Origin of the sequence: Sporosarcina pasadenensis, from assembly GCF_047228845.1 — a bacterium.
GTDB lineage: Bacteria > Bacillota > Bacilli > Bacillales_A > Planococcaceae > Sporosarcina.
Map to the genome: position 1 here is coordinate 550,528 of NZ_JBFEGM010000001.1, position 22,597 is coordinate 573,124.

General features: G+C 43.8%; 24 protein-coding genes and 1 other annotated feature (1 of these 25 cut by a window edge). All 24 genes read right to left on the bottom strand.

Annotated features, from left to right (window positions below):
• Positions 1–31 (bottom strand) — a binding site (T-box leader) (it extends 184 nt beyond the left edge of the window).
• Positions 32–87: 56 nt separating this feature from the next.
• Entirely contained in the window at positions 88–594 is a 507-nt protein-coding gene (locus AB1K89_RS02795) for a DivIVA domain-containing protein (RefSeq protein ID WP_413053257.1), read from the bottom strand.
• Positions 595–688: 94 nt separating this feature from the next.
• Positions 689–1,465, bottom strand: a complete 777-nt coding sequence (locus tag AB1K89_RS02800; RefSeq protein ID WP_413053258.1) for a YlmH family RNA-binding protein — start codon at positions 1,463–1,465, stop codon at positions 689–691.
• Positions 1,466–1,520: 55 nt separating this feature from the next.
• A complete protein-coding gene (locus tag AB1K89_RS02805) occupies positions 1,521–1,811 on the bottom strand; it encodes a YggT family protein (RefSeq protein WP_413053259.1) in 291 nt (96 codons plus the stop codon).
• Positions 1,812–1,836: 25 nt separating this feature from the next.
• Positions 1,837–2,289: a cell division protein SepF gene (locus AB1K89_RS02810; RefSeq protein ID WP_413053260.1), complete on the bottom strand. Its 453-nt coding sequence runs from the start codon at positions 2,287–2,289 to the stop codon at positions 1,837–1,839.
• The gene (locus tag AB1K89_RS02815) at positions 2,286–2,990 is read right to left on the bottom strand and encodes a YggS family pyridoxal phosphate-dependent enzyme (RefSeq protein ID WP_413053261.1); all 705 of its coding nucleotides are present in this window, start codon (positions 2,988–2,990) and stop codon (positions 2,286–2,288) included. Before AB1K89_RS02815 ends, AB1K89_RS02810 begins: the two co-directional genes overlap by 4 nt.
• Before the next feature lie 62 nt (positions 2,991–3,052).
• Positions 3,053–3,295: a PRC-barrel domain-containing protein gene (locus AB1K89_RS02820; protein ID WP_413053262.1), complete on the bottom strand. Its 243-nt coding sequence runs from the start codon at positions 3,293–3,295 to the stop codon at positions 3,053–3,055.
• 75 nt (positions 3,296–3,370) lie between these two features.
• Complete coding sequence (sigG, locus tag AB1K89_RS02825; RefSeq protein ID WP_413053446.1) at positions 3,371–4,150, bottom strand: RNA polymerase sporulation sigma factor SigG; 780 nt, start codon at positions 4,148–4,150, stop codon at positions 3,371–3,373.
• A 96-nt stretch (positions 4,151–4,246) separates the two neighbouring features.
• The gene (sigE, locus tag AB1K89_RS02830; protein ID WP_252503673.1) at positions 4,247–4,960 is read right to left on the bottom strand and encodes an RNA polymerase sporulation sigma factor SigE; all 714 of its coding nucleotides are present in this window, start codon (positions 4,958–4,960) and stop codon (positions 4,247–4,249) included.
• On the bottom strand, positions 4,944–5,804 hold the full coding sequence (locus AB1K89_RS02835; RefSeq protein ID WP_413053263.1) for a sigma-E processing peptidase SpoIIGA: 861 nt from the start codon (positions 5,802–5,804) through the stop codon (positions 4,944–4,946). The genes sigE and AB1K89_RS02835 overlap by 17 nt, the downstream gene beginning before the upstream one ends.
• A 158-nt stretch (positions 5,805–5,962) precedes the next feature.
• A complete protein-coding gene (gene ftsZ / locus AB1K89_RS02840) occupies positions 5,963–7,132 on the bottom strand; it encodes a cell division protein FtsZ (protein WP_413053264.1) in 1,170 nt (389 codons plus the stop codon).
• 40 nt (positions 7,133–7,172) lie between these two features.
• Complete coding sequence (gene ftsA / locus AB1K89_RS02845) at positions 7,173–8,456, bottom strand: cell division protein FtsA (RefSeq protein ID WP_413053265.1); 1,284 nt, start codon at positions 8,454–8,456, stop codon at positions 7,173–7,175.
• Positions 8,457–8,550: 94 nt separating this feature from the next.
• Complete coding sequence (locus tag AB1K89_RS02850; RefSeq protein WP_252503677.1) at positions 8,551–8,922, bottom strand: small basic family protein; 372 nt, start codon at positions 8,920–8,922, stop codon at positions 8,551–8,553.
• Between the two features lie 2 nt (positions 8,923–8,924).
• Entirely contained in the window at positions 8,925–9,644 is a 720-nt protein-coding gene (locus AB1K89_RS02855; protein WP_413053266.1) for a DUF881 domain-containing protein, read from the bottom strand.
• A gap of 26 nt (positions 9,645–9,670) precedes the next feature.
• Positions 9,671–10,390, bottom strand: a complete 720-nt coding sequence (locus AB1K89_RS02860) for a DUF881 domain-containing protein (RefSeq protein WP_413053267.1) — start codon at positions 10,388–10,390, stop codon at positions 9,671–9,673.
• Positions 10,371–11,165, bottom strand: a complete 795-nt coding sequence (locus AB1K89_RS02865; RefSeq protein ID WP_413053268.1) for a cell division protein FtsQ/DivIB — start codon at positions 11,163–11,165, stop codon at positions 10,371–10,373. Before AB1K89_RS02865 ends, AB1K89_RS02860 begins: the two co-directional genes overlap by 20 nt.
• Positions 11,166–11,179: 14 nt before the next feature.
• Positions 11,180–12,271, bottom strand: coding sequence for a putative lipid II flippase FtsW (gene ftsW, locus AB1K89_RS02870; protein ID WP_413053269.1), 1,092 nt, complete (start codon positions 12,269–12,271; stop codon positions 11,180–11,182).
• 35 nt (positions 12,272–12,306) lie between these two features.
• Positions 12,307–13,656, bottom strand: a complete 1,350-nt coding sequence (gene murD / locus AB1K89_RS02875; protein ID WP_413053270.1) for a UDP-N-acetylmuramoyl-L-alanine--D-glutamate ligase — start codon at positions 13,654–13,656, stop codon at positions 12,307–12,309.
• Complete coding sequence (gene mraY / locus AB1K89_RS02880) at positions 13,657–14,631, bottom strand: phospho-N-acetylmuramoyl-pentapeptide-transferase (RefSeq protein ID WP_413053271.1); 975 nt, start codon at positions 14,629–14,631, stop codon at positions 13,657–13,659.
• Between the two features lie 38 nt (positions 14,632–14,669).
• On the bottom strand, positions 14,670–16,514 hold the full coding sequence (locus tag AB1K89_RS02885; RefSeq protein ID WP_489686559.1) for a penicillin-binding transpeptidase domain-containing protein: 1,845 nt from the start codon (positions 16,512–16,514) through the stop codon (positions 14,670–14,672).
• 131 nt (positions 16,515–16,645) lie between these two features.
• The gene (locus AB1K89_RS02890; RefSeq protein ID WP_413053273.1) at positions 16,646–18,868 is read right to left on the bottom strand and encodes a penicillin-binding protein; all 2,223 of its coding nucleotides are present in this window, start codon (positions 18,866–18,868) and stop codon (positions 16,646–16,648) included.
• Positions 18,869–18,903: 35 nt separating this feature from the next.
• Positions 18,904–19,284 (bottom strand): cell division protein FtsL, encoded by a 381-nt coding sequence (ftsL, locus tag AB1K89_RS02895; RefSeq protein ID WP_413053274.1) that lies wholly within the window; start codon positions 19,282–19,284, stop codon positions 18,904–18,906.
• Between the two features lie 15 nt (positions 19,285–19,299).
• Positions 19,300–20,232 (bottom strand): 16S rRNA (cytosine(1402)-N(4))-methyltransferase RsmH, encoded by a 933-nt coding sequence (rsmH, locus tag AB1K89_RS02900; RefSeq protein ID WP_413053275.1) that lies wholly within the window; start codon positions 20,230–20,232, stop codon positions 19,300–19,302.
• 39 nt (positions 20,233–20,271) lie between these two features.
• Positions 20,272–20,703: a division/cell wall cluster transcriptional repressor MraZ gene (mraZ, locus tag AB1K89_RS02905; protein WP_060209308.1), complete on the bottom strand. Its 432-nt coding sequence runs from the start codon at positions 20,701–20,703 to the stop codon at positions 20,272–20,274.
• 223 nt (positions 20,704–20,926) lie between these two features.
• The gene (gene bshC, locus AB1K89_RS02910) at positions 20,927–22,534 is read right to left on the bottom strand and encodes a bacillithiol biosynthesis cysteine-adding enzyme BshC (protein ID WP_413053276.1); all 1,608 of its coding nucleotides are present in this window, start codon (positions 22,532–22,534) and stop codon (positions 20,927–20,929) included.
• Positions 22,535–22,597 lie beyond the last annotated feature (63 nt).

A 22,597-nucleotide genomic window follows, 5' to 3' on the forward strand; every position in this document is an offset into this window, starting at 1 on the left:
CGGAAAGTACTCTCTCTTTCAACGCCTGTTCCTGCTTATATGGTCATTATTATATGTGTGAATGCGTTGGAATGTCAAGCATCCCTGTCATTCTACATCTGCAGCGGACTCAAGATGTTCTGTATCCGGCTCATATTCTAAAAGTTTTTCCCAGTCGTCTGTCTTGATCATATCAAGTTGGGCTTCAATCAACATGCGAAAACGGTTTCTAAACACTTTCGATTGTTTTTTCAAGTCCTCGATTTCCATTGCAATTTTACGAGCGCGGGACAATGCTTCATTCACAATACGGTCCGCATTTTTCTCCGCTTCTTTCACAATTAGCTTCGATTCCTGGACCGAGTTGCGTCTAACATCTTCAGCTGCTTCCTGGGCAATCAAAATGGATTTCTGCAACGTCTCTTCAATCGTATTGAAATGGGAAATCTTTTCTCTCGTTTCCTTCAAACTGTTTTTCAAAGCTTTATTCTCTTCCAGCACGTTTTCATAATCCTTCATGATCTGTTCGAGAAACTCATTCACTTCATCTTCGTCGTAACCGCGGAAACCGCGGCTGAAATCTTTATTATGTATATCGAGTGGTGACAATGCCATCTTCTGTTCCTCCCTTTCGAGTAAATCATCTATTCCCTATTATACATGCCATCCTCATATAAAACAGCAGTTTTTCAGACGGTTGTCTGAAAAATCATTCTAACCTACCAATCAACAACCGTATTTTGTCTTTTCGGGTCCTTCCTTCTATCGACATAATTTTAAAACGGCCTGATCCTCTGATCGAAAGAATGTCTGATTCATTCACCTCGAACGCTTGCTGATTGCGGATGACATGATTCACTTTCACTTTATCATTCTGAATGAGCGCGACAGCTTTTTGTCGTGGACAATTCACTAAAGAAGCGACAAGAGAGTCTAGGCGCAATGAACTGATTGTATGGAGCTCTTCTTTCCACGACTCCGCCATGACGATCAAGTCATCAGAAGAACCGAGCTCTTCGATACGGACTTTCGATTTGCCGATCGACGTTAAATTGGCAGTGAGATAATCTTTCATCTCCTCTGCAGCGGCGAATTGGACGACATCTTCCTCCAAGCGGATATCTCCGAATTTCGAACGGTCGATACCAAGCGCCATAAGTGACCCTAAAATATCCCGATGTTCCAACGTCATAAATTTCGAAGGATACCTAATGGCAAAAACAGAGACTTGGAAATCAGCATCTTCCGGTTCGTAATAATCCGGGTAAATCAAAGCCCGTTGGCGTTCAGGCTCAAGGAATGCGCCATGGACCCCGAATTCAAGACCGGAACTCCTGACGATGGAGCTCAAAATGAATACCTGTCTTGGATCGAGAAATCCGGTGAGTTTTGGAGAATATGTATCCTCCACTTCACGCGTCCACCCGATTACCGTTTCAATGAACGGCTGCTCGTCTTTTCTAAAATGTTGTATGATCGAATCCACTTTTTTACGACTCCTTACGGGACCATTTTCACATGGGTCCCTTATAGAAAAAACCTCACATGAGTGAGGTAATGATTAATCGATATACTTCGTATACACCTCTGGAAATCAAATAATTCAATACAAAGATGGCAACAATCGGTGAAATATCAATCATTCCAAGAGGTGGAATGAACTTGCGGAAAAACCCTAAATACGGCTCAGTAATTTTCCCTAAAAAGATGCCGAACTTCGTTTCCCTTGTGGAAGGTACCCATGACATTAAAATATAAATAATGAGGAGTATCAAGTAAAGATCTATCGCTTTAAAAATAATATCAAAAACTATATTGACTACTGGTATCATATCCGTTTGTACACCTCATCCAATTCTATCTTTCAAAAAAATCCGAAATGGTCCCTGCCACTTCTACGTTCTCAGGCACACATAAGAAAATGTCAGTGCCAATCCGCTGAATATCCCCACCAAGTGCGTAGACAGTTCCGCTCAGGAAATCGACGATGCGGATCCCTTGATCGCGCTCAATCCTTTGTAAATTGACAACTACGGCCCTTTTATTCTTTAAGTGCTCCGAAATATCTTGCGCTTCAGCGTAGACACGCGGTTCAAAAAGAACAACTTTTGAAGATTTCTGAATGCTTTGCAAGCTGACAACTGTTCCCGGCTGTTGCTGTGTTTCCGCAATTTGCGGCTTTCGCGAAACCGCTCTTCTCGGCTGTTGCTGCTCTTGTACCGGATGTTGTTCCCGGACAGGATGCTCTTGCTGCAATTCTTCTTCTTCATCAAGATAGAACCATTTCTCAAATCGTCTTTTTATGCTCATTCGTCTCCCTCGCTCTCCGTTCCGACTAATGCGGTTCCGATTCTAACGTGAGTTGCACCTTCTTCGATTGCGATTGAATAGTCATTTGACATTCCCATAGATAATAGCGTGCACGGCGCATAATCTAAATTTTCAGCTGCGATTTGATCGCGAAGACTACGCAAGGAGCGGAATATTTTTCGAATCCACTCTTCGTCCTGCGTAAAGGGAGCCATCGTCATTAAACCAACAACTCGAATTTTATCATAGTCAGCGAGCTGAAGGATGAACCCCTCCAATTCAGATGGGGTTAACCCTGATTTGGACTCTTCCCCGGATACGTTCACTTGCACGAAGCAATCAACCGAAGATGCTGCCCGTTTTTGAATCTCTTTTGCAATACTTAGGCGGTCCAATGAATGAAGGAAATCGACTTGGTTAATAATGTCCCTCACTTTTCTGCTTTGGACATTCCCGATGAAATGCCAGCAGACATCATCAGATTGAATGTTTTCCTGCTTTGCGAGAAGTCCTTCCGGTCGATTCTCTCCAAGATTTGAAACTCCAATTTCGATGACTTCACGTGCCCTGTCTTCAGAGACTTGCTTTGTCACCGCCACGACCGTCACATCTTGACGATTCCTTCCTGAGCGATCACAAGCTGCTTGAATTTCTTGTTCTATTTTTTGCATACGTTGTTGAAGTGTGTCCAATGAAATCACTACTTTTCTGCTTACTTTGCTTTATTGTATCAATTGGATGGACACATATCAATGATAACTCTTCATTTATCAACCTTTTTGCCGACTAAAACGATGTCTTTGCCTATTGTGAGGACATCATCATACTTGATTTGCTTCAAATCCTTCATTTTCGAATCTGAAAATAAGGATCGTTCTGCTCCTCCAATTTGGAGTACGTCAATTTTGCCGTTTTTCATATCGATCGTCGCATCCTGCACAAATCCTAAGAAAGAGCCCTTTTTCACTTCAATCACTTCTTTTTTCTGTAAGTCCGAAAAACGCATATGCATAGCCTCCTTTCTACAGCGTATGCAAAAGGACAAGAAAAAACGCAATGCCGAAGCACTGCGTTTTTTTATTCATTTATTTTCCATTCCGTCTCTAATAATTTGAATTGCATTTTTCTCCAGCCTTGAAATTTGTGCTTGGGAAATGCCTAGCTCTTTTGCGATTTCAGTTTGTGTCTGTCCTAAATAGAAACGTTTAGAAAGAATTAATTGCTGTCTTTCCGTCATGCCCGATACAGTCTCCTTCACCGAGACATACGTCAACCAACGTTCTTCCGAAACCTTCTTATCCTGCAACTGATCCATAATATAAACAGGATCGCCTCCGTCGCCGTTCATCGGTTCATGAAGTGACATCGGATCTTGAATTGCATCTAAAGCAAATAAAATATCATCCTCAGGAATGCCCGTCACTTCCGCAAGATCGGAAATTCTCGGCTCTTTTTGGTGCTCGTTCACAAATTGTTCCTTTGCTCTGATTGCTTTATAAGCTATATCCCGAAGTGATCTGGATACCCTAATGGCATGATGATCTCTCAAATGTCTTTTGATCTCACCGATGATCATTGGAACGGCATATGTTGAAAATCGGACATTATGACTCAAATCAAAGTTGTCAATGGACTTTAATAAACCGATGCAGCCAACTTGAAATAAATCGTCTGCTTGCTCCCCCCTATAAGCAAACCTTTGAACAAGACTCAAGACTAGCCGCAAGTTACCTATGACAAGTTCTTCCCTTGCCGATTCGTCACCACTTTGAAGCCGGATAAACGTTTCTTTCATCACTTCATTCGTCAGTAATGGCAAATTGGACGTATCGATTCCACAGATTTCAACTCTTGTACGCATCATTCGCTTTTCCTCCGCATTCTGTAGATGACTGTACAAAATAGTTTGTCCTCACATTAGCGGAATATGCGAAATCGGATTCGCCAATTTCAACCATCAAGCGATAGGGTGATTCAATCTGTCCCGTAGTTCGGAGATGATTTTCTTTTCAAGTCGGGAAATATAAGACTGTGAAATCCCTAGTAGTTCTGCGACTTCCTTTTGGGTCATTTCGAGCTGTCCAGTCAGTCCAAAACGACATTCCATTATATATTTCTCCCGTTCGTCCAATGTGCTGATTGCTTCAATCATATGTTGCCTTTCTAATTTTTTCTCAACGTCATCAATGATAATGTGTTCATCCGTTCCTAAAATATCCGAGAGCAGAAGCTCATTTCCATCCGCATCGGAATTTAGTGGTTCGTCGAATGAAATTTCCGACCGCGTCCGATTTGTTTTCCTTAAATGCATAAGGATTTCGTTTTCAATACATCTTGAAGCATATGTCGCCAATTTAATATTGCGATCGCTTTTAAATGTTTCGATCGCCTTTATAAGTCCGATAGTTCCAATGCTGATCAAATCTTCGATATGCGTATTCGTATTATCAAAACGACGGGCAATGTAAACGACAAGTCTGAGGTTCTTTTCAATGAGTGTATCCCTTGCATCCATGTCCCCTTCCATGAAGGCTCTGATTGCCTTTGCCTCTTCCTCCCTGGACAATGGCTTAGGCAATGATTCATGGCCACCGATGTAATAAGTGCCGCTCTTTTTTCTATTGAAGAAGCTCTTAACGATCGATAACCATTTTTTAAGTTCCTGCAACATGACTAGTTCCCCTTTCGTTCGTAATGGATTCCAATGCGGAGGCATGTAAAATGGCGCCTGCCCCTTCCGGATAACGGTTATCCTGCTTCGTGAAGACGATATAGCCCGTTGGCAACTCACTCCCTTCACCTATGATCCACCGGTCGAATTTGAAACCGATCGCCCACGAGGCACCTTGTACTGTTTGTAGCCGGATCAAACGTAATTTTTTTTGATAATGCTTCGGGAAAGTTGAAAGTTGGGGCATATCTTCAGTTTTCCATGTAAGCAGCGGTTCTTTCAACTCTACAGGAATCGAACGTTCTACGGATTTGAATGACACAAAATGCACCGGCTCTCCGGTAAGTGGTTCTGTGCAACGGTTGCCTGTATCAATGAAACATGGAATGGAGATTGCTTCATTCCAAATGGACAATACCGACGCAACTGAATAGGAGGACAGTTGTCGGGCAATTCTAACATCCATCCACTTGGTCTTTAAAAGGTAGAGGAAAACATAAGCTAGAAGTGCACTGACGAAGACCGTGAATTTGGCATCCGTAAACATGAAATTATCCGTGAAAACCGTTAGCGCTCCTCCAGCGAAAAGCGCGCCGATCAGTACGATGACAGCCGGGCTGCCAATCGTTGCAATTGAAAAACCGAATGCGCAGACAATCATTACACCGAAGGCGACGAAGATGGCGATATAGGAGTCTGGGAAAATCGTTACCGGCAACGCACCGACTAATGAAGCCAGCAATAAGCGGAGCATTGTTGCTTGTGCCTTGACCATCCGGTTTGCAAATGACAAAATCGCATAGTTGAAAACCATGTTAATACCAACAATGAGTTCCCCATACATCAGCCCGCCCTCCTTGTACGTAAGAATAACACTCCACAACTGCAATGTTTGTCGGAACAAGGGAAAATGATAACAAAATAATCGACATGAATACGCAAAAAAAGCTCTCCAGCTTGTCCATTTGGACTGCCGGAGAGCTTCGGTCTATATCAGTTCTATTATCTTCTTTGGCGATTGCGCAAGAATGTCGGAATATCCAATGCATCCTCTTGCTGATGGCTTTGCTGTTGTCGAGTCGGCTCAGGCTGTTGGTATTGTGGCTGAGGCTCTTCTCTTCGTGTATGAGACGGCTGTACTACTGTCTGAGACTGAGGCTCACGTTGACGTGTAGCGCCGAACCCTGGATTCCTTGAAGGCTTCGGTTGATTCAATTGATCTTCACTGAATCCTGTCGCAATGACTGTAACGAGGATTTCATCTTTCAGGTCATCATTGATGACAGATCCGAAAATCATATTGACGTCTTCGTCCGAAGCGGAAGCAACGATATCCGCAGCCTCTTGAACTTCAAACAAGCTCAAATTAGAACCGCCTGTAATATTCATTAATACACCTTTGGCACCGTCAATCGACGTTTCCAGTAGCGGGCTCGAAATGGCTTTTTTAGCAGCTTCCGCAGCTCTGTTCTCGCCTGTGGACATACCGATTCCCATCAATGCCGAACCTTTGTTGGACATGATTGTTTTCACGTCCGCAAAGTCCAAGTTGATAAGTCCTGGTACAGCAATCAAGTCCGAGATACCTTGAACCCCTTGGCGCAGTACATTATCGGCTTCACGGAACGCTTCTAGCATCGGCGTGTTCTTATCGACGATTTCCAACAATTTATCATTCGGAATGACGATTAGCGTGTCAACCGATTCTTTCATTGCAGCGATTCCACCGATTGCTTGCGTTTGGCGCTTACGTCCTTCGAAAGTAAATGGACGAGTAACGACACCTACTGTTAACGCTCCAAGATCTTTTGCGACTTGTGCGATGACAGGCGCGGCACCTGTTCCTGTTCCTCCACCCATACCAGCGGTTACGAAAACCATGTCAGCCCCGCGAAGTGCTTCTTCTATTTGCTCTCGGCTTTCTTCAGCCGCTTTTTTTCCAACATCAGGATTTGCACCCGCACCGAGTCCGCGAGTTAGCTTTGCTCCAATCTGCAATTTCACTTCAGCTTCAGATAATTTAAGTGCTTGCGCATCTGTATTTACAGCGATGAACTCCACACCTTGCACTCCATGTTCGATCATGCGGTTAACCGCGTTATTTCCTCCGCCACCGACTCCAATCACCTTAATGACTGCGAGTGCATCGACATTAGTTTCAAAATCTAGCATGCTCTCTCCTCCTAATCCCTATATGACCATATTTAGACAGTCATTCAAAAAATCCATCGAAAAATTTCTTGGTTTTGCTCATTAAGCTTGTCTTTTTCTCTCTTGATTGGACGGCTACCTTCTTTTTACTGGAAGGTGGATAGTCCATCTCACTATTTGTAGCAACTGTTTGAGATTCGGCCGCAATACCAAAATAACTATCTTCCATACTAGCATAACGGATAAGACCCACAGCAGTCGAATACATTGGTTCACGCACACCGATATATTCAGGGGTATGGATCCTGACCCTCGTTCTCAACACATATCTTGCAAGTTGCAAAATCCCATCGAGCTTCGTCGAGCCACCTGTCAATACGACTCCACCCGGTAAATCATGAATACCCATACGATAGAGCTCTTCAAGAACCAAGTCGAACAATTCTTCCAATCGGACACCTATGATTTCCGATATGTATCTTTGACTATATTGATCTTTTGAATCGGCACCGATGACAGGGACTTCAAAAAGCTCGTCATCCGACGCGTCATCGTAAAAAGCATGACCATATTGATGTTTGATTTTTCTAGCCTGCTCTGTAGGTGTCTTCAGGATAATTGACAGGTCTTTCGTAATATGGTCCCCGCCTACCGGGACGACAGCAGTTGAAATGAAGCGGTTATCACCAAAGATGGAGATTGTCGTTGAACCTCCGCCGATATCGATAAATGCCGTTCCATGGCTTATTTCATCCTCCGTCAATGCAAATGTACCCGCTGCTAATGGTTGCAAATAGATTTCACGGATTACAAGACCCGCCCGTTCTACACATCGTAAAATATTATGCACTAACGTTTTTGAAGTCGTGATAAGTGTACCGTCCATTTCAAGACGTACGCCGATCATTCCTCTAGGATCTTTTATTTCATCATAATCATCCACTATAAATTGCTTTGGTATGATGTTGACGATTTCCCGTTCTGGTGGAACCGACATGACTTGCGCCGATTTCATAACCCGATCTAAGTCATCATCGGTAATTTCCCTGTTCTCCGAGTTGACAGCTACGACGCCTTTGACGTCTTGCAAGTGAACGCCATTTGCAGGAATGCCTAGTATGACCTCCCTGATTTGCATGCCTGTCATCCGCTCAGCCTGTTCCACCGCTTTACGGATGGATTGGACAGTCGCATCAATGTCGATAATCGTCCCTTTTCGAATGCCTGCAGACTGGACGTTACCAACCCCGATTACGTGGAGGGATCCGCCATCCACTTCGCCGATCAGCACTTTGACTGACGAAGATCCTATATCAAGTGATACATATATTGTAGATTGACTCAATTTCCGGCACCTCCCATTACAGTCCTTATCATACATTCTATTGTATTAGAGTCGTATTGTCTAAATATTTTCTCCATCCGATGATCAATTCCTTTCATTCCTGAAATTTCGTTTCAGAAACTTTACTTCTATCCGACCATTTCGTCAGCAAAATCCTTCTGATGACAGCGATATTCTGGAATAGCCTAACTCCGAATGCGAAGACGGCGGCCAAATACAAATCCACCCCGAGATGCACTCCAAGGAAAGCTAATCCCGCAGCAAGAACAATATTGAAGAAGAAGCCGGAGATGAACACCTTATCATCATAAATTTGTTGAAGATGCGCACGTATTCCTCCGAAAAGCGTATCCAATGCAGCTAACACGGCGATGGACAAATAGTTGCTGTAGATTTGAGGGATCTGTAAATCTGTTAACAGTCCCAGCGAAACTCCAAGTATTAAACCAAGCAGTGGCAACCACATTGTCATTCCCCTTTCGGAAGTTCTTTCAAATAAAGATTTTCAAATTTGTCGGGATACCCCCGGATGGTCACATCCTTCTCCGGTTGTTTGATTTCAAGCACTAGATTATCTAGATAAAAATCGTCATGGATGGACGATGCCAACAAATAATTGTAAAGCTTCTCGCTATCCGACATTGTAGGAGAAATAATTTTTATCGTAAAGGGGGGAGTAGAGACATTCAATCCATTTACAGTTGTTTCTCCATTGATGACACGTATCGAGCTCATTATCGTAAATCGCTTGCCGTCAATCTCCATATGAATGCCTTTAAATCGATTCACTTCGTTGACGAAACGTGTAAGTAAATCGGATGAAATACTCGTGATTGGTATTCCATACGCTACGCTTTCCACCGAAGGGCGAACTTCGATCGTAAAGCCTGGCCCCGAAATATCCGTCGTTCCCGCTTTTCTGTGCAGCTTGTCCACTGTTTCCTTCAGTGCTTGTCCGGTACTCGCTTCGCTTAACGTTCTGTAGGAGGCGATCGTCCTATCCAAATCGCGGATTTCGGTCAAAAGCTCTGAATGGATTTTCTTCTCTTCTGCCAACTCTTGGCGTATCGCCCAAATATCCCTCGTATCACGTTCCTTAGGATTTTCCAACGTATTGTATTGGACAGCAATCATAAATCCAATAAGCAGGAGGACAATTGTGAATTTCCAATTGATAGCTTTTTTCAACGAACACCCTCCCTCTTAGTGATTAATCATGCCTCGTCCCTTAAAGCGGGAAGTTTGATTTCTTTCAACTGCTCTAATGTGACAACGATATTGTCATGTACCAACCCATCGATCACTCCGCCGCCTAAATTCAGTGAAGCCGCAAGAATGTCAGTATCACCGACAGCTTCGATTACGAACGGAGCTGGGAGCGTTCTTCCGTCAATTGTAATGACAGGGCCTGTACACTTGATATATGAATTGGATGAAATGCGTTGCCCATTTATTGCAATCCCTTGAGCACCGGAAATCTTCAATTCATTTACAACGCGGAGCACATGGCTTTCATGGACGATATAATCATTAGGGTTCTGTTCAACAGGATCATAATCACCGTCTTTCAATGTGACACGCACTCCTGGACCGTTAGCCGGAATAATACCTAAGAGCAATCGAAGATCCTTTGCTTCCTCGACTAACACGGTATGATTTTCTTCATTCTCCGAAAAAGATTTTTCGAATTCCCGGATATCATCTTGCTTAGCTTGGATTTCATCCGCGAGCTCTTTATTCCTTTCCTTTTGAATGATCAATTCTTCCCTGTATTGTTCTTCCTGTTGAAATGTAGGCGATTGGGCTGATTCACCACTGTCCTTCCCTAATGTACGGTAGGAGAACGCGAAGATGAAACCGAGTATGAGAAAGACGAAAGAATATAATATATATCTTCCTCTATTTCTAGAGTCGTCACTCATTTTCTTCGACATCTTCATCACCTTCCCCTTCCTCCACACCACCTTTTCCGTAAACTTCGCTAAAAGGCGTGAAAAATATGCCCACTTCCATATTGACAACCCCTTTTTCAAGACCACCTAATTGGGAGATGATGTCTGGATAATAATCCATCTTCTCTGCAAACGTCTGTATACTCGCGTGTACTTCATATCCGTCATCCATATAGGCAATAATCGTATCAGGATACTCCTCTGACCCAGTATAGATGATTTCGGAAATCATTTGCAGAACATTTTTATCCAATTTCAGCAGTTGCTTTGTAAGCTTTTTCCTAATGTCAGGGTTGTCCACATGATTCATAATCGGAACGCTTGGGTAGTTTCCATCACTTGGTAAAACGGTTCCGTTTTCGAGCAACAGACCGTACTCCCCTCCGCTCTCCATATAAGCGACGGTTGTCCATTCATCTATCGAAATATCAATATCCCTCATCCATTTTCTTGTGACGGCAACACTACTGACGCCATCGAGTTTTAAAAGTTCTCTTTCCACTTCTTTCGTTTCAAATCCCCAAAATGAGGTCCCTACTAAAACCCCACTTTTCTCATAGTAATAGTTGTCATCATGAAGGACATTCCCATGGATCCTCACTTCACCAACCTTGCTAAGAGGAGATTGGAAATATAAAAGCACAAGGAGGGCGATGCAGAATACGGCAATGATGAATAAAAACTTCTTATTCGTCTTCCTTCTCCGTCTTTCCCTCATGGATGGTATCCGCTCTTCGATGTCTATCACTTTATCCATGTGCCGCCCTCCTCTCATCTTCGTTCTCTATAAAAAGCAAAATGTAATATTGTCCCCGCTGCCATCCATGTCGTTAGCAACGAAGAACCGCCATAACTAATAAACGGCAATGTAACCCCTGTAACCGGCAACAATCCAGAAACAACGCCGACATTCAGGAACGTTTGAAAAATAATCATCGATGCCATACCGGCCGTCATTAAGAAAGATTTGTAATCATGCGTACGAATTGCAATTCCGAAAGCGGATAGGAGGAGTATAGAGAAGAGGACAAGAATGAATGTCGCTCCAATAAACCCCGTTTCTTCAGCTATAATCGAAAATATGAAATCATTCTGTGGTTCCGGCAAGTATAAATATTTCTGCCTGCTGTTTCCGTAGCCGTGGCCGAATAATCCGCCTGGCGCTATCGCAAACAATGACTGAATCCCTTGGAATCCAGCTCCTAGCGGGTCATTCCAAGGATCGATATACGACTTTATACGTTCTAGCCGGTAAGGCGCGGCGGCTATGAGAGCAACGAAAGCACCAATGCCAGCAAAGCCGAGTATGCCAAAAAACGTGAGCGGATAACCCGCCAAAAACAAAATGACAAACGCAGAGACGATCATAATTACTGCAGAGCCCAAATCCGGCTGAAGCATAATTAAAGCCGCCGGCAATAAAATAAGCACAAAATGGCTCAGTCTGAATGGACTTTTCCCGGACGATTGCTTCATGTTGCACGCAAGCTTTCCAATAAGCGCCACTTTAACGAACTCAGCAGGCTGAATGCTGAATGGTCCGAGAGCGATCCAGCTCTGGGATCCGTTTCGAACTGCACCGATTCCCGGAATCATAACAGCAATCAACAATAGGATCGTTATGTAATAAAAGGCAGTCCAGAATGACTCATTAGATGTCCATGTCCCTTTCATCAACATAAATGCAACACATACAGAAACCGTCATATAAATACCTTGCTTTATGATGAATGGGGATGAATCCGCATAGTGGACCTGCCCCCAATACGAACCTGCTGAATGGACAAAAGCTAATCCGATCAATGACAACAATACTGCCGAAATGATAAAGGCAGCTTTTAATTTTCGATCCAGTGAACGCATCCTTCCGTGTTATAGGTCGAGGGGTGAGCTGATGCTCAAAGTTGCATTACAGCTTCGATAAATGCATCTCCACGTTCTTCAAAATTAGGGTATTGATCCCAACTGGCGCAAGCCGGCGACAGAAGTATTTGATCTTCTTCTTTGGAAACCGCAAAGGCTTCCTCTACCGCTTCCTTCATCGTCCCCACTTTCACCGCATGCTGAACCCCGCATGAAACAGCAAATTCAACGAGCCTGTCAGCAGTTTCTCCGAGCGCAAGGACAGCTTTCACCCTGCCCATATAAGGTCTAAGCTCCTCGAATGAATGTCCCCTATCCAAGCCACCTGCAATTAATACGACAGGTGATTGGAAAGATGATAAAGCACTCTTTGTGGCCAAGGTGTTCGTTGCTTTCGAATCATTGTAGAACGTCCTGCCTCTCAATTCTTTTACAAATTGCATGCGATGCCGGACTCCCGTGAAAGAACTTAACACGTTTTCTATCGTTTCTTTATCGCAATTCATAAGAATAGCTGAAGCTGTCGCCGCTAAAATATTTTCCAAATTATGCTGACCAAGCAACTTGATCATCGATCTCTTCACAAATGGTTCACCTTGCCAGTAAATCATTTCATCATCCGCAGATATCCCTTCCGATTGTTTCCCTTGTAAGGAAAAAGGAATCTTCCGGGCGGCTGATTGTTCGATATATGGTCTCATTTCGGGTTGATCTGCATTATAAATAAAGAAATCCTCTGCGGTTTGATTACTTGTCACCTTCGCTTTTGCCAAGGCATATTCTTCTGGTGTTCCGTGATAATCGAGATGTGCATCATATAAATTTGTCCATACGGCTATCTTCGGACGGAAATTCTCCGTTCCCGCCAGCTGGAATGATGACACTTCCATAACAATTACTTCATCGGGTTTTGCATTTTGTGCAACTGTGCAAGCGACGGTTCCGATATTTCCGGCTATGAGCGGCTTTTTGCCGCCGATGTTCAAAATATGGTAAAGAAGAGTCGTCGTTGTCGTCTTCCCGTTGGAACCTGTGATGGCGATGATCGGAGCCTCACTTACTAAATAAGAAAGCTCAATTTCTGTCCAAATCGGAATCCCTTTCTGTTTCGCTTGTTGAAGAACCGGATTGTGATATGGGATACCGGGATTTTTTACAATCGTATCAAAGCCTCTATCCAAAATATTTTCAGGATGGCCGCCACAGATGACTAAAATCCCTTTTGTCCGTAAAGCTCGGGCTTCTTCATTGCCTTTTTCAGGCGAAGAATCATTGACAACTACGTCAGCCCCAAGCGAATGAAGCAGCTCTGCCGCGGCAAAGCCGCTTTTTGCAAGACCGAGCACAAGAACCTTTTTTCCCTTGAACTCAATTCGCCTTCCCATTTACATCACCTCCCACAGTACAGGTATCATTGCGGCCAGCAATGCCACTCCCCAAAAAACGATGACGATTTTCCATTCGGACCATCCGGACAATTCAAAATGGTGATGAATCGGACTCATTTTAAATACCCGTTTTCCGGTTAGCTTAAAGCTTGTCACTTGAATCATTACGGATAAAGTTTCAATGACATAAACAATTCCTATGACGAGGAGCAGCAGTTCCTGCTTTACTAAAATCGAAAGCATTGCAATTGTTCCGCCGAGCGCTAAAGAACCTGTATCACCCATAAACACTTTGGCAGGTTTCATATTAAATAATAAGAAGCCTAGCATCGCACCGGCTACGACGAATGCGAAAGTTGCGATATCATATTGCTCATATACAAGACCAAATACACCGAAAGCAGCGAAGCTAATTGTCGAAGTTCCTGCAACGAGCCCGTCAAGCCCATCCGATAAGTTGACTGCATTCGAGAATCCGACGAGCCAAAAAATGAGAAAGGCAACATAGAAAATACCGAGGTCCACTGTGAAATTCGTAAAAGGAATTAGAACTGTTGTTTCAAATGGACCCATTTTCAATAGGAAAAATGCGATAACCGCAATAATGATCTGACCTATTAGTTTCTGGATCGAAGTCAATCCTAAATTTCGCTTCATGACGACAATAATGAAATCATCGAGGAAACCGATTACCCCAAAACCAGCAAGCACAATCATCAATACAATGGACTGCGTAGTCAGTACATCTTCATATATGTATGATAGGACAAGCATCGTAATGATGATGGAGCCCAGGAAAATAAGGCCGCCCATTGTAGGCGTGCCCGCTTTCTTCTTATGGGCTTCGGGACCCTCTTCCCTGATGCTCTGGCCGAATTTCAACCTTCTGAGCAACGGGATGACAGCGGTCCCGATAATTGCTGTTAGTACAAATGCTACGGTAATAACCGTTATTGTAGTGACGAGTGTCATAATATGTTCTCCTTACCTGTTTTGAAACTGTAGTTGTTTTATTCTTCTTCTGTGTATACGTGGATGATATCGTCCACCGTCATCAATGAATCGGGGACCGGCATTTGGTATTTGATAACGTCGCCTTCACCATGCCACTGTATACGATACGTGTGAAGTTGGCGAGCTACCATTCCTTTTGTCATGCCCGTCAAATCTGGAACTCGATGTGTAAGGGAATCTCCCCATCGATATTCTTTTTCAATCTGACCTTCCCTTTTCTCGATGCCTGCAAGTGGTGCAATCTCTTCAATGATTCTGCCGACAATCGGCGCCGCAATGACGCCTCCAAATTGAATCGAGTTTTTCGGACTATCTACTGCTATATAGACAAGTAATTCAGGATCATCCGCTGGAGCGAAACCGATGAAAGATACAATATAATCGCCATCACGATAAGCACCATCAACGACCTTCTGGGCAGTGCCCGTCTTTCCGCCTACACGCAAGCCATCATTGAACGCGTTTCGACCGGAGCCGTTTGCAACAACAGATTCCAACGCCTCTCTCACTTCGGCGGAAGTCTCCTCACTGATGACACGGCGTCTCATTTCAGGTTCAAACGATTTCAACGTTTCTCCCTTATCATTCTTAATTTCCTTCACAATATACGGACGATACAAATAACCACCATTTATGGCAGCGGCCACAGCCTGCACTTGCTGGATTGGCGTGACGGAAATCCCTTGACCGAAAGCAGTTGTAGCCTGTTCAACAGGACCGAATGATTCTTTTGAGAATAGAATCCCTTTCGCTTCGCCTGCAATGCCCGATCCCGTCGTTTCCCCGAATCCGAAATCCCGAATATACTTGTCAAGCTTCTCACTGCCCAACCTCTGGCCGATTTCAATGAAGCCCGGATTGCAGGAATTTTCAACGACTTCTAAGAAAGACTGGTGGCCATGCCCCGACCGTTTCCAACATCTCAACTTCGCATTAGCAACCATCGTGTATCCAGGATCGTTAAAATGATCATGGTGCAGATCAATCACCTTTTCTTCGAGGCCAGCCGCAAGTGTGACGATCTTGAATGTCGAACCCGGTTCAAACGTCATCCATACCGGCAAGTTCCGATTGTAGATCGTCTGATCTGTGTCCTGGTACTTAGCAGGATGGAAAGTCGGCATGGAAACCAACGAAAGAATCTCGCCGGTCTTCGGATTCATAATAATTCCTATCGCTTGAGTGGAATCATATTTTTCCATCGCTTGGATGAGTTCCCGCTCCATGACTTTCTGCATTTCGAGATCGATTGTAAGCTCAACGGTAGCTCCATTTTCTCCCGACTGAAAACCGTCGTCCACATGTGGCAGCGGAATCGCTTTCGCATCTGTATAGAGACGTATTTTGTCTCCGGTGCCTTGCAAAATCTCATCGTATGCATATTCGATGCCAGCAAGGCCTGTTCCATCAAAACCAGTGAAACCGATCAACCTTGATAGCAGTTCCCCATGAGGATAATTCCTGACAAAATCAACGCCTGTATATAAGCCTTCAATTTGTAGCTTTGAAATTTCGGTCGCCTGTTCCTGAGTAATGTTTTTCCCTTCAGGTGCCAACTTGTTCATATACGCTTTTTTCGTCATCTTCTCTAGCAATTTTTGTTCGTCGACTTGTAAAATATTCGCCAACAACGCGGCGGCCTTCTCAGGTTCCTTGTTTTGGGAAGGCATAAAATAAAGCGTTGGAGCAAGCTTGTTGCCAACGATTAGTTGCCCGTTGCGATCTTGAATTTCCCCTCGAATCGCTCCAAAAGGGATTTCCCGATCCCAGTTCTCTTCTGCACGCGCTTTCAACCATTCATGTTTAATGATTTGAACGTGGAAGAGCTTTGCTATAACCATGGAAATAGATATGAGAAAAATGATGAATACTGCCCGCAATCGCTTCTTTGATTGCAAATCGGCATATTTACGCAGAGCCCCACACCTTTCGTTTTTCTATCAACCTATGAATAGGCGGGGACAGCTATACATCATCCACCAATTATCTCTTCCACTTCCTCATCTTCTTCAGCCTCATTATCCTCTTTATCCTTTTCATTCTGTTCAATCGGGGTATGCTGAACTTCCGGTGATTTTAGCTGGAGTACGACGGGATCATCTTTACTGATGACAGCACCCGCTGAAAGACTTTGCTCGGTAACATAGCCATCACCATTCAACCGTATATCTAGCCCAGATAACATTCTAAAGGATAAAGCCATTTTTTTCGACCACCCGGAAAAATTTGGAAGGGTCGTGTCTCCCTCAGTTTCAAGGAGGACTAGAGATCCTTCGCTCAATTTCGTTCCTTTTTCAGGGTATTGGCTCTTCACCTTGCCCCCCTCCCCTATCAACACAGGGGTAAAACCTTCTTGTTTAAGGATGGCAATCGTGGATTCAGCATCCTCTCCAACATGATCCGATAGCGACTTCGTCGAGGATATTTGACTATTTTCAGGAAGTATATTCATATACTTCAAGCTGCTTTCCATTATGGACGTGAAAAGCTCGGCAACCGGATCCGATCCATATTGGCCTAGTTCAAGCTTAGGCTGTTGGACAATTACATATGTCAATAGCTGGGGATCATCGATAGGAGCCATCCCAAGGAAAGAATAGAGATAATTGCCATCACCAGCGAGATACCCTCGGCCATTTTTTTTCGGAATTTCCGCTGTCCCCGTCTTTCCACCGACCGAGTAACCTGAAAGTGCAAATTTCCGGCCAGTTCCAACTTCAGATGTAACTGTAGAAGCTAAAACCTCACGGACCTGCTTGGCCGTTTCCGCTGAAATTGGGGATTTTCGTTCTGCTTTTTTATGATCATCCACCACTTTCCCCGTATTTGGATCGACAATCTGATCGATGACGTACGGCTTCATCATTTTGCCGTCATTCGCAATCGCTGTTGCCGCTTGGATCATTTGTATAGGGGTGACCGTGGATCCTTGTCCATACGAAGTCGTCAAACGTTCACTTGGATTGATGTCCAAAATGATGCCAGGAACTTCATTTGGCAAATCGATTCCGACCTTTTCACCAAAGCCGAATCCACGTAAATATTCGATGAACGTCCGGTCGCCCATCCTTTCCAAAAGATATGCCATCGATACGTTGGATGACCGTTGGAAACCTTCCAAGAAATTGATTCTCCCCCAACCGGTCCTGTTAACGTCACGGATTGTCTTATCGTAAATCGTATATTGCCCTGACTGGTACTCAGCAAAGGGATCCCATTTTTTCTCTTCGATTGCCGCCGCTAATGTAAACATCTTCATAGTAGAGCCTGGCTCAATCGTGTTTTGAATAGCGTCATTCAACCAGTTTTCCGTCAATCCTTCACGTGTGGAAGGATGGAAGGAAGGTCGCTGGCTCATTGCATAGATTTCTCCAGTTTTCGGGTTGGTGACGATGACAAGCATTTTTTCAGGCGAATATTTTGACTCTACTTGATTCATCGCATCTTCTACAAAGTTCTGGATTGTTTTATCAATCGTCAATTGGATTGTCATTCCATCCTTCGCCGCAACGACTTTCTTTTCTGATTTCGGCAAGATGAATCCCCAAATATCAGTTTGATAATCCACTTTTCCATTCGTCCCAGTAAGTTCCTCATTGTATGTCTTTTCAAGGCCCATTTTGCCGACGGTGGAAACTTTCCCATTCTTATCTTCTTCTCGCATAGCAAAGCCAATCAAATACGATGCGAAATCCCCATTTGGATAAAAACGTTTTTTATCTTCGATGAACTGCAGACCAGTAACTCCTTCTTTTTCCGCAGCCTTTTTGATGGCCAGCATCGTTTCATGGCTTATATCGCGACCCGCTTTTCCAAATTCAATTTGATACGTGTCCGCATTCCTTTTTAGCGCCGCGTCCCTGATCCTGATCATCTCCTCTTTTTCCATAGGAATGAACCTGCTCAGTACATCTGCAGCCTTGTCAAAGTCTGTGACATGCCTAGGTTTCTTTGCACCCTTTTCAGTCGCTTTTTCATTCAATACTGCGATTAATCGATAGCTTAACGTATCGGAAGCAATCAATTCACCATTGCGATCAATAATTTTTCCTCGCTCAGCCTTCAAGGTGGCTTCCCTGGCATATTTCGCTTCTGCCATGGCTGCCATTTGTCTTCCTTCAGCCTGTCCTGTAATTTGAATGCTCAGCAATCGCCAGAACAAAAGAAAAAAGAGCCCTCCGAAAAATACGAACATCAGAAAGGCTCCCCATTGAAATCGAAACTTCTTTTTCATCGTCCAGGCACGACCTTTACGTTTTTCTCGTTAAGATTCAAGCCGAGCTCCTTCGCTTTATTCCAGATTACTTCGTATGTAGATTTTTCGCTCACTTGTATGGACAATTCAGTATTTTGTTTTGCAGTTTCATCAATTTCCTTGTTGATCAATTGCACTTCCTTGTTTGTATCATTGATTTGGGCCTGAGTATGCAAAATCATTGTAGAGAATAGTACGAGAACTGCCGCGAACAGCACGAACAGAAATTTTTCCCCTGTCGAGAAAAGTTTTCTTGAACGCCTCGCAGGCTGTTGTGTCTCATTCGTCCTTGGTGATTGAGGTGCATGTACTTCATGTATCGTATTCGTTTGAAAGCTTCTCTGTTCCAATGCCATCTACAAGTTCCCCCTTTATTTTTTCTCTACGATCCGCAGCTTGGCAGATCTGGATCTTTTGTTAACTTCTATTTCATCCTCGCTCGGAAGGATCGGTTTCCTCGACACCAATTTGAATTCCGGATCCATTCCCTCCGGAACGATCGGCAGATTCGGCGGCAATTCCGGCATAGATGACGCTTCTTTAAAAATTGTCTTACATAGTCTGTCTTCAAGTGAATGGAAAGTGATGACGCAAATGCGTCCACCCGGGTTCATGATCGTCAATGCATCGGTCAATGAATCTTCCGCTGCCCCAAGTTCATCGTTCACAGCGATCCGTATTGCTTGGAAAACCCTTTTCGCTGGATGCCCACCGGTTCTGCGAGCAGCTGCTGGTATTCCCTCTTTAATTAATTCGACAAGATCTCCTGTTGTCTTGACCGGAGCGCTTTTTCGTGCCTCTTCAATCTTTCTCGCGATTCCTTTTGAAAACTTTTCTTCGCCATATCTGAAAAAGATACGTACCAAGTCTTCGTACGGCCATTCATTCACTACATCATAGGCAGTCAAATCCGCCTCTGTGTTCATGCGCATATCAAGCATCGCGTCATGATTGTAACTGAATCCACGCTCAGGCGTATCTAACTGGGGCGAGGATACACCGAGATCATAAAGTACGCCGTCCACTGTATGCACATCAATCTGCGCCAGTTCACTTTTCAAATCTCTGAAATTCGAGTGGATGAATGTGACCTGTTCCAAATAATCCTTCAGCTTCACTTTAGCAGCTTCAATTGCTGTCGTATCTTGATCGAAGCAGATCAATCTTCCGCCTGCCGAAAGCTTCTTCACAATTTCCAAACTATGCCCTGCACCGCCTAATGTGCAATCGACATAAATACCATCTGGTTTAATGTTGAGCCCATCGACGGCTTCGTGAAGTAATACTGTTGTGTGATCGAACATAGAAACCGCCTTCTTTCCATTTTTTAATAATTCATCAAGTTAAAAGTCAAAATCGATAATGTTCTCTGCAATTTCGTTAAATGACTGCTCTGACTCGTCGTAATAGGAATCCCAAGAAGATTTCGACCAGATTTCAATGCGGCTCGAAACTCCGATGACGACACAGTCTTTTTCAACTTTCGCATAATCGAGTAATGAGGATGGAATATTGACACGGCCCTGCTTGTCGATTTCAACTTCAGTGGCACCTGAGAAGAAGAATCGGGCAAACGCTCGCGCATCTTTCTTCGTAACCGGCAGCGCCTTCAATTTTTCCTCAAGCCGTTTCCATTCCTCCATAGGGTAACCGAAGAGACAGTTATCCAGTCCACGAGTCAGCACAAATCCGTCCATCAGATATTCCCTGAATTTCGAAGGGACTATCAAACGGCCTTTTGCATCTACAGTGTGCTGATATTCACCCATGAACATACTCTTCACCCCACTATATGTTTTTAATGTACCACATCCCTCCACATTCCTCCACTCATATTCTATTTTCATAGTAAAATGTGTATATAGTACTTGTTTCATTGAGATATTGCTATAATTCGAGCAAAGTTTCGAGATACGCAAAAATACGATAAAAACCTCAGAAATGCACAAAAAACGCCGACGCAGACATTGAATGTCTGCATCGGCGTAGCTTCATTAGTTATAAATAGACGACTTTATGGGTTCCATCCATTTTGATTGGCTGACGAATCAGGTCTTGGACCAATTGAGGGCCGTACTGATTCATAAATAGATAAGGCGTGAAGATTCGCTCCTGCAACGAACCTTCAGGCAACAGTTCATTTTCGAGTATGCTGTATTTTCGGAGAGCTGTTTCGTGTTGGATCAACAGCTCTTCTTCTGCCTTCTTCCGTATATAACCCAATTGTTTTTCATGGAATTTCAAATTCTTATCTAACAACTGACGCATTGACGCGCTCGATTCCTCTGCTAATTCCTCGTATTTCCCTTTCAGCAGCATTTCCGTTTCCGCAAGCAGATTTTCAAACCGTTCATTTTGCAACGAATCAATGAAACGCTCTCGAACTTCATGGACTTTGCCCGATAGCACGTCCTCCAATGCCAATGAAGTTGACTCCATTGCCACCTTTGCCCGCTTGGATACTAAAGTCATCGATACCCGCGGCACGATGATCGGCATCTGGATTCCAAAAAGGCGGAATGCCTCTTTTAATAAGGCCCAGTATGCAATTTCCCCAGGGCCGCCGACGAAAGCAAGAACAGGGAACACGAGATCTTGCATAATCGGACGCGTCGCCACATTATTGCTTAACAGCCAAGGCTCCTCATTGGCAATACGAAGCATTTCATCAAGAGTGAAACGTATGCCGATACTTTCATTCACAAAAGCCCCATCCTTTTTGGATAAGAGGACTCGTCCAGTTTCATGCACATAAAACAGATGTGCAGCTTCCTTTTCAGCTTCAATCGGTTTACCGAATCCCCACTCGGAAAATTGCTTCTCTTTTTCGACGATTAATTTCGCAAGTTCATCGGATTCCGAAATGAAATGAGCAAAATGGCTTTTTTCGATTTCCCGCAACGGCTTGTACGCCGAATCGATGAATAGAAGTCCTTGTTCATGGAACAGTCCGTTCATAAGTCTGACGAAAAATCCGGTAAACGTCTTTTCCATTTCGACTGCAGTCAACACATCCTCCATTAATGCTCGCGTATACTCCGTTTCACCAAATTGTCGGAAAATGCCTTCTATGAAGACTGTCATTTCTTTATGGGAATACGTTGCATCAGAAGCCATCAATTTCAAAATGAATTTCTCCGGATATTTATGTTTCGTTGTTCCTCCAAATGCTTCCGTGTAGACATGATTAATTTCATTCAAATCATGATCTTCGCCCGCTACCCAAAATACAGGAATGACAGGCACGCCAAGCTCTTCCCTTTTTTGCTCCGCAAGAAGGATGACCGTAATCGCTTTGTGGACAGAATAGAGCGGACCTGTCATAATGCCGGCTTGCTGGCCACCGATGACAACAACTCCATTTTCCGAAAGTTCTTCGAGATGCGCCGATGCTTTACTTGAAATGCCGAATGGTTCCATGAAAGAACGTATGACGGAAGAAAGCTCTTCTCTAAGAAACAGACGGCCAGATAATTCCTTCAACCTTTCGGGATAGGACTGGCTTTCATTTCTATAATCAAAGAAATTATGTATGAATTGTTCATCATGATTGTAAGCTTGCATCACTTTGTTTCCACTACCCAAGACAATTGTTTCAATTTCCATCATTGATGCCCCTTTTTACTGATATGAACAGAGTATATCATTCTAATTCATCGGATTGAAAAA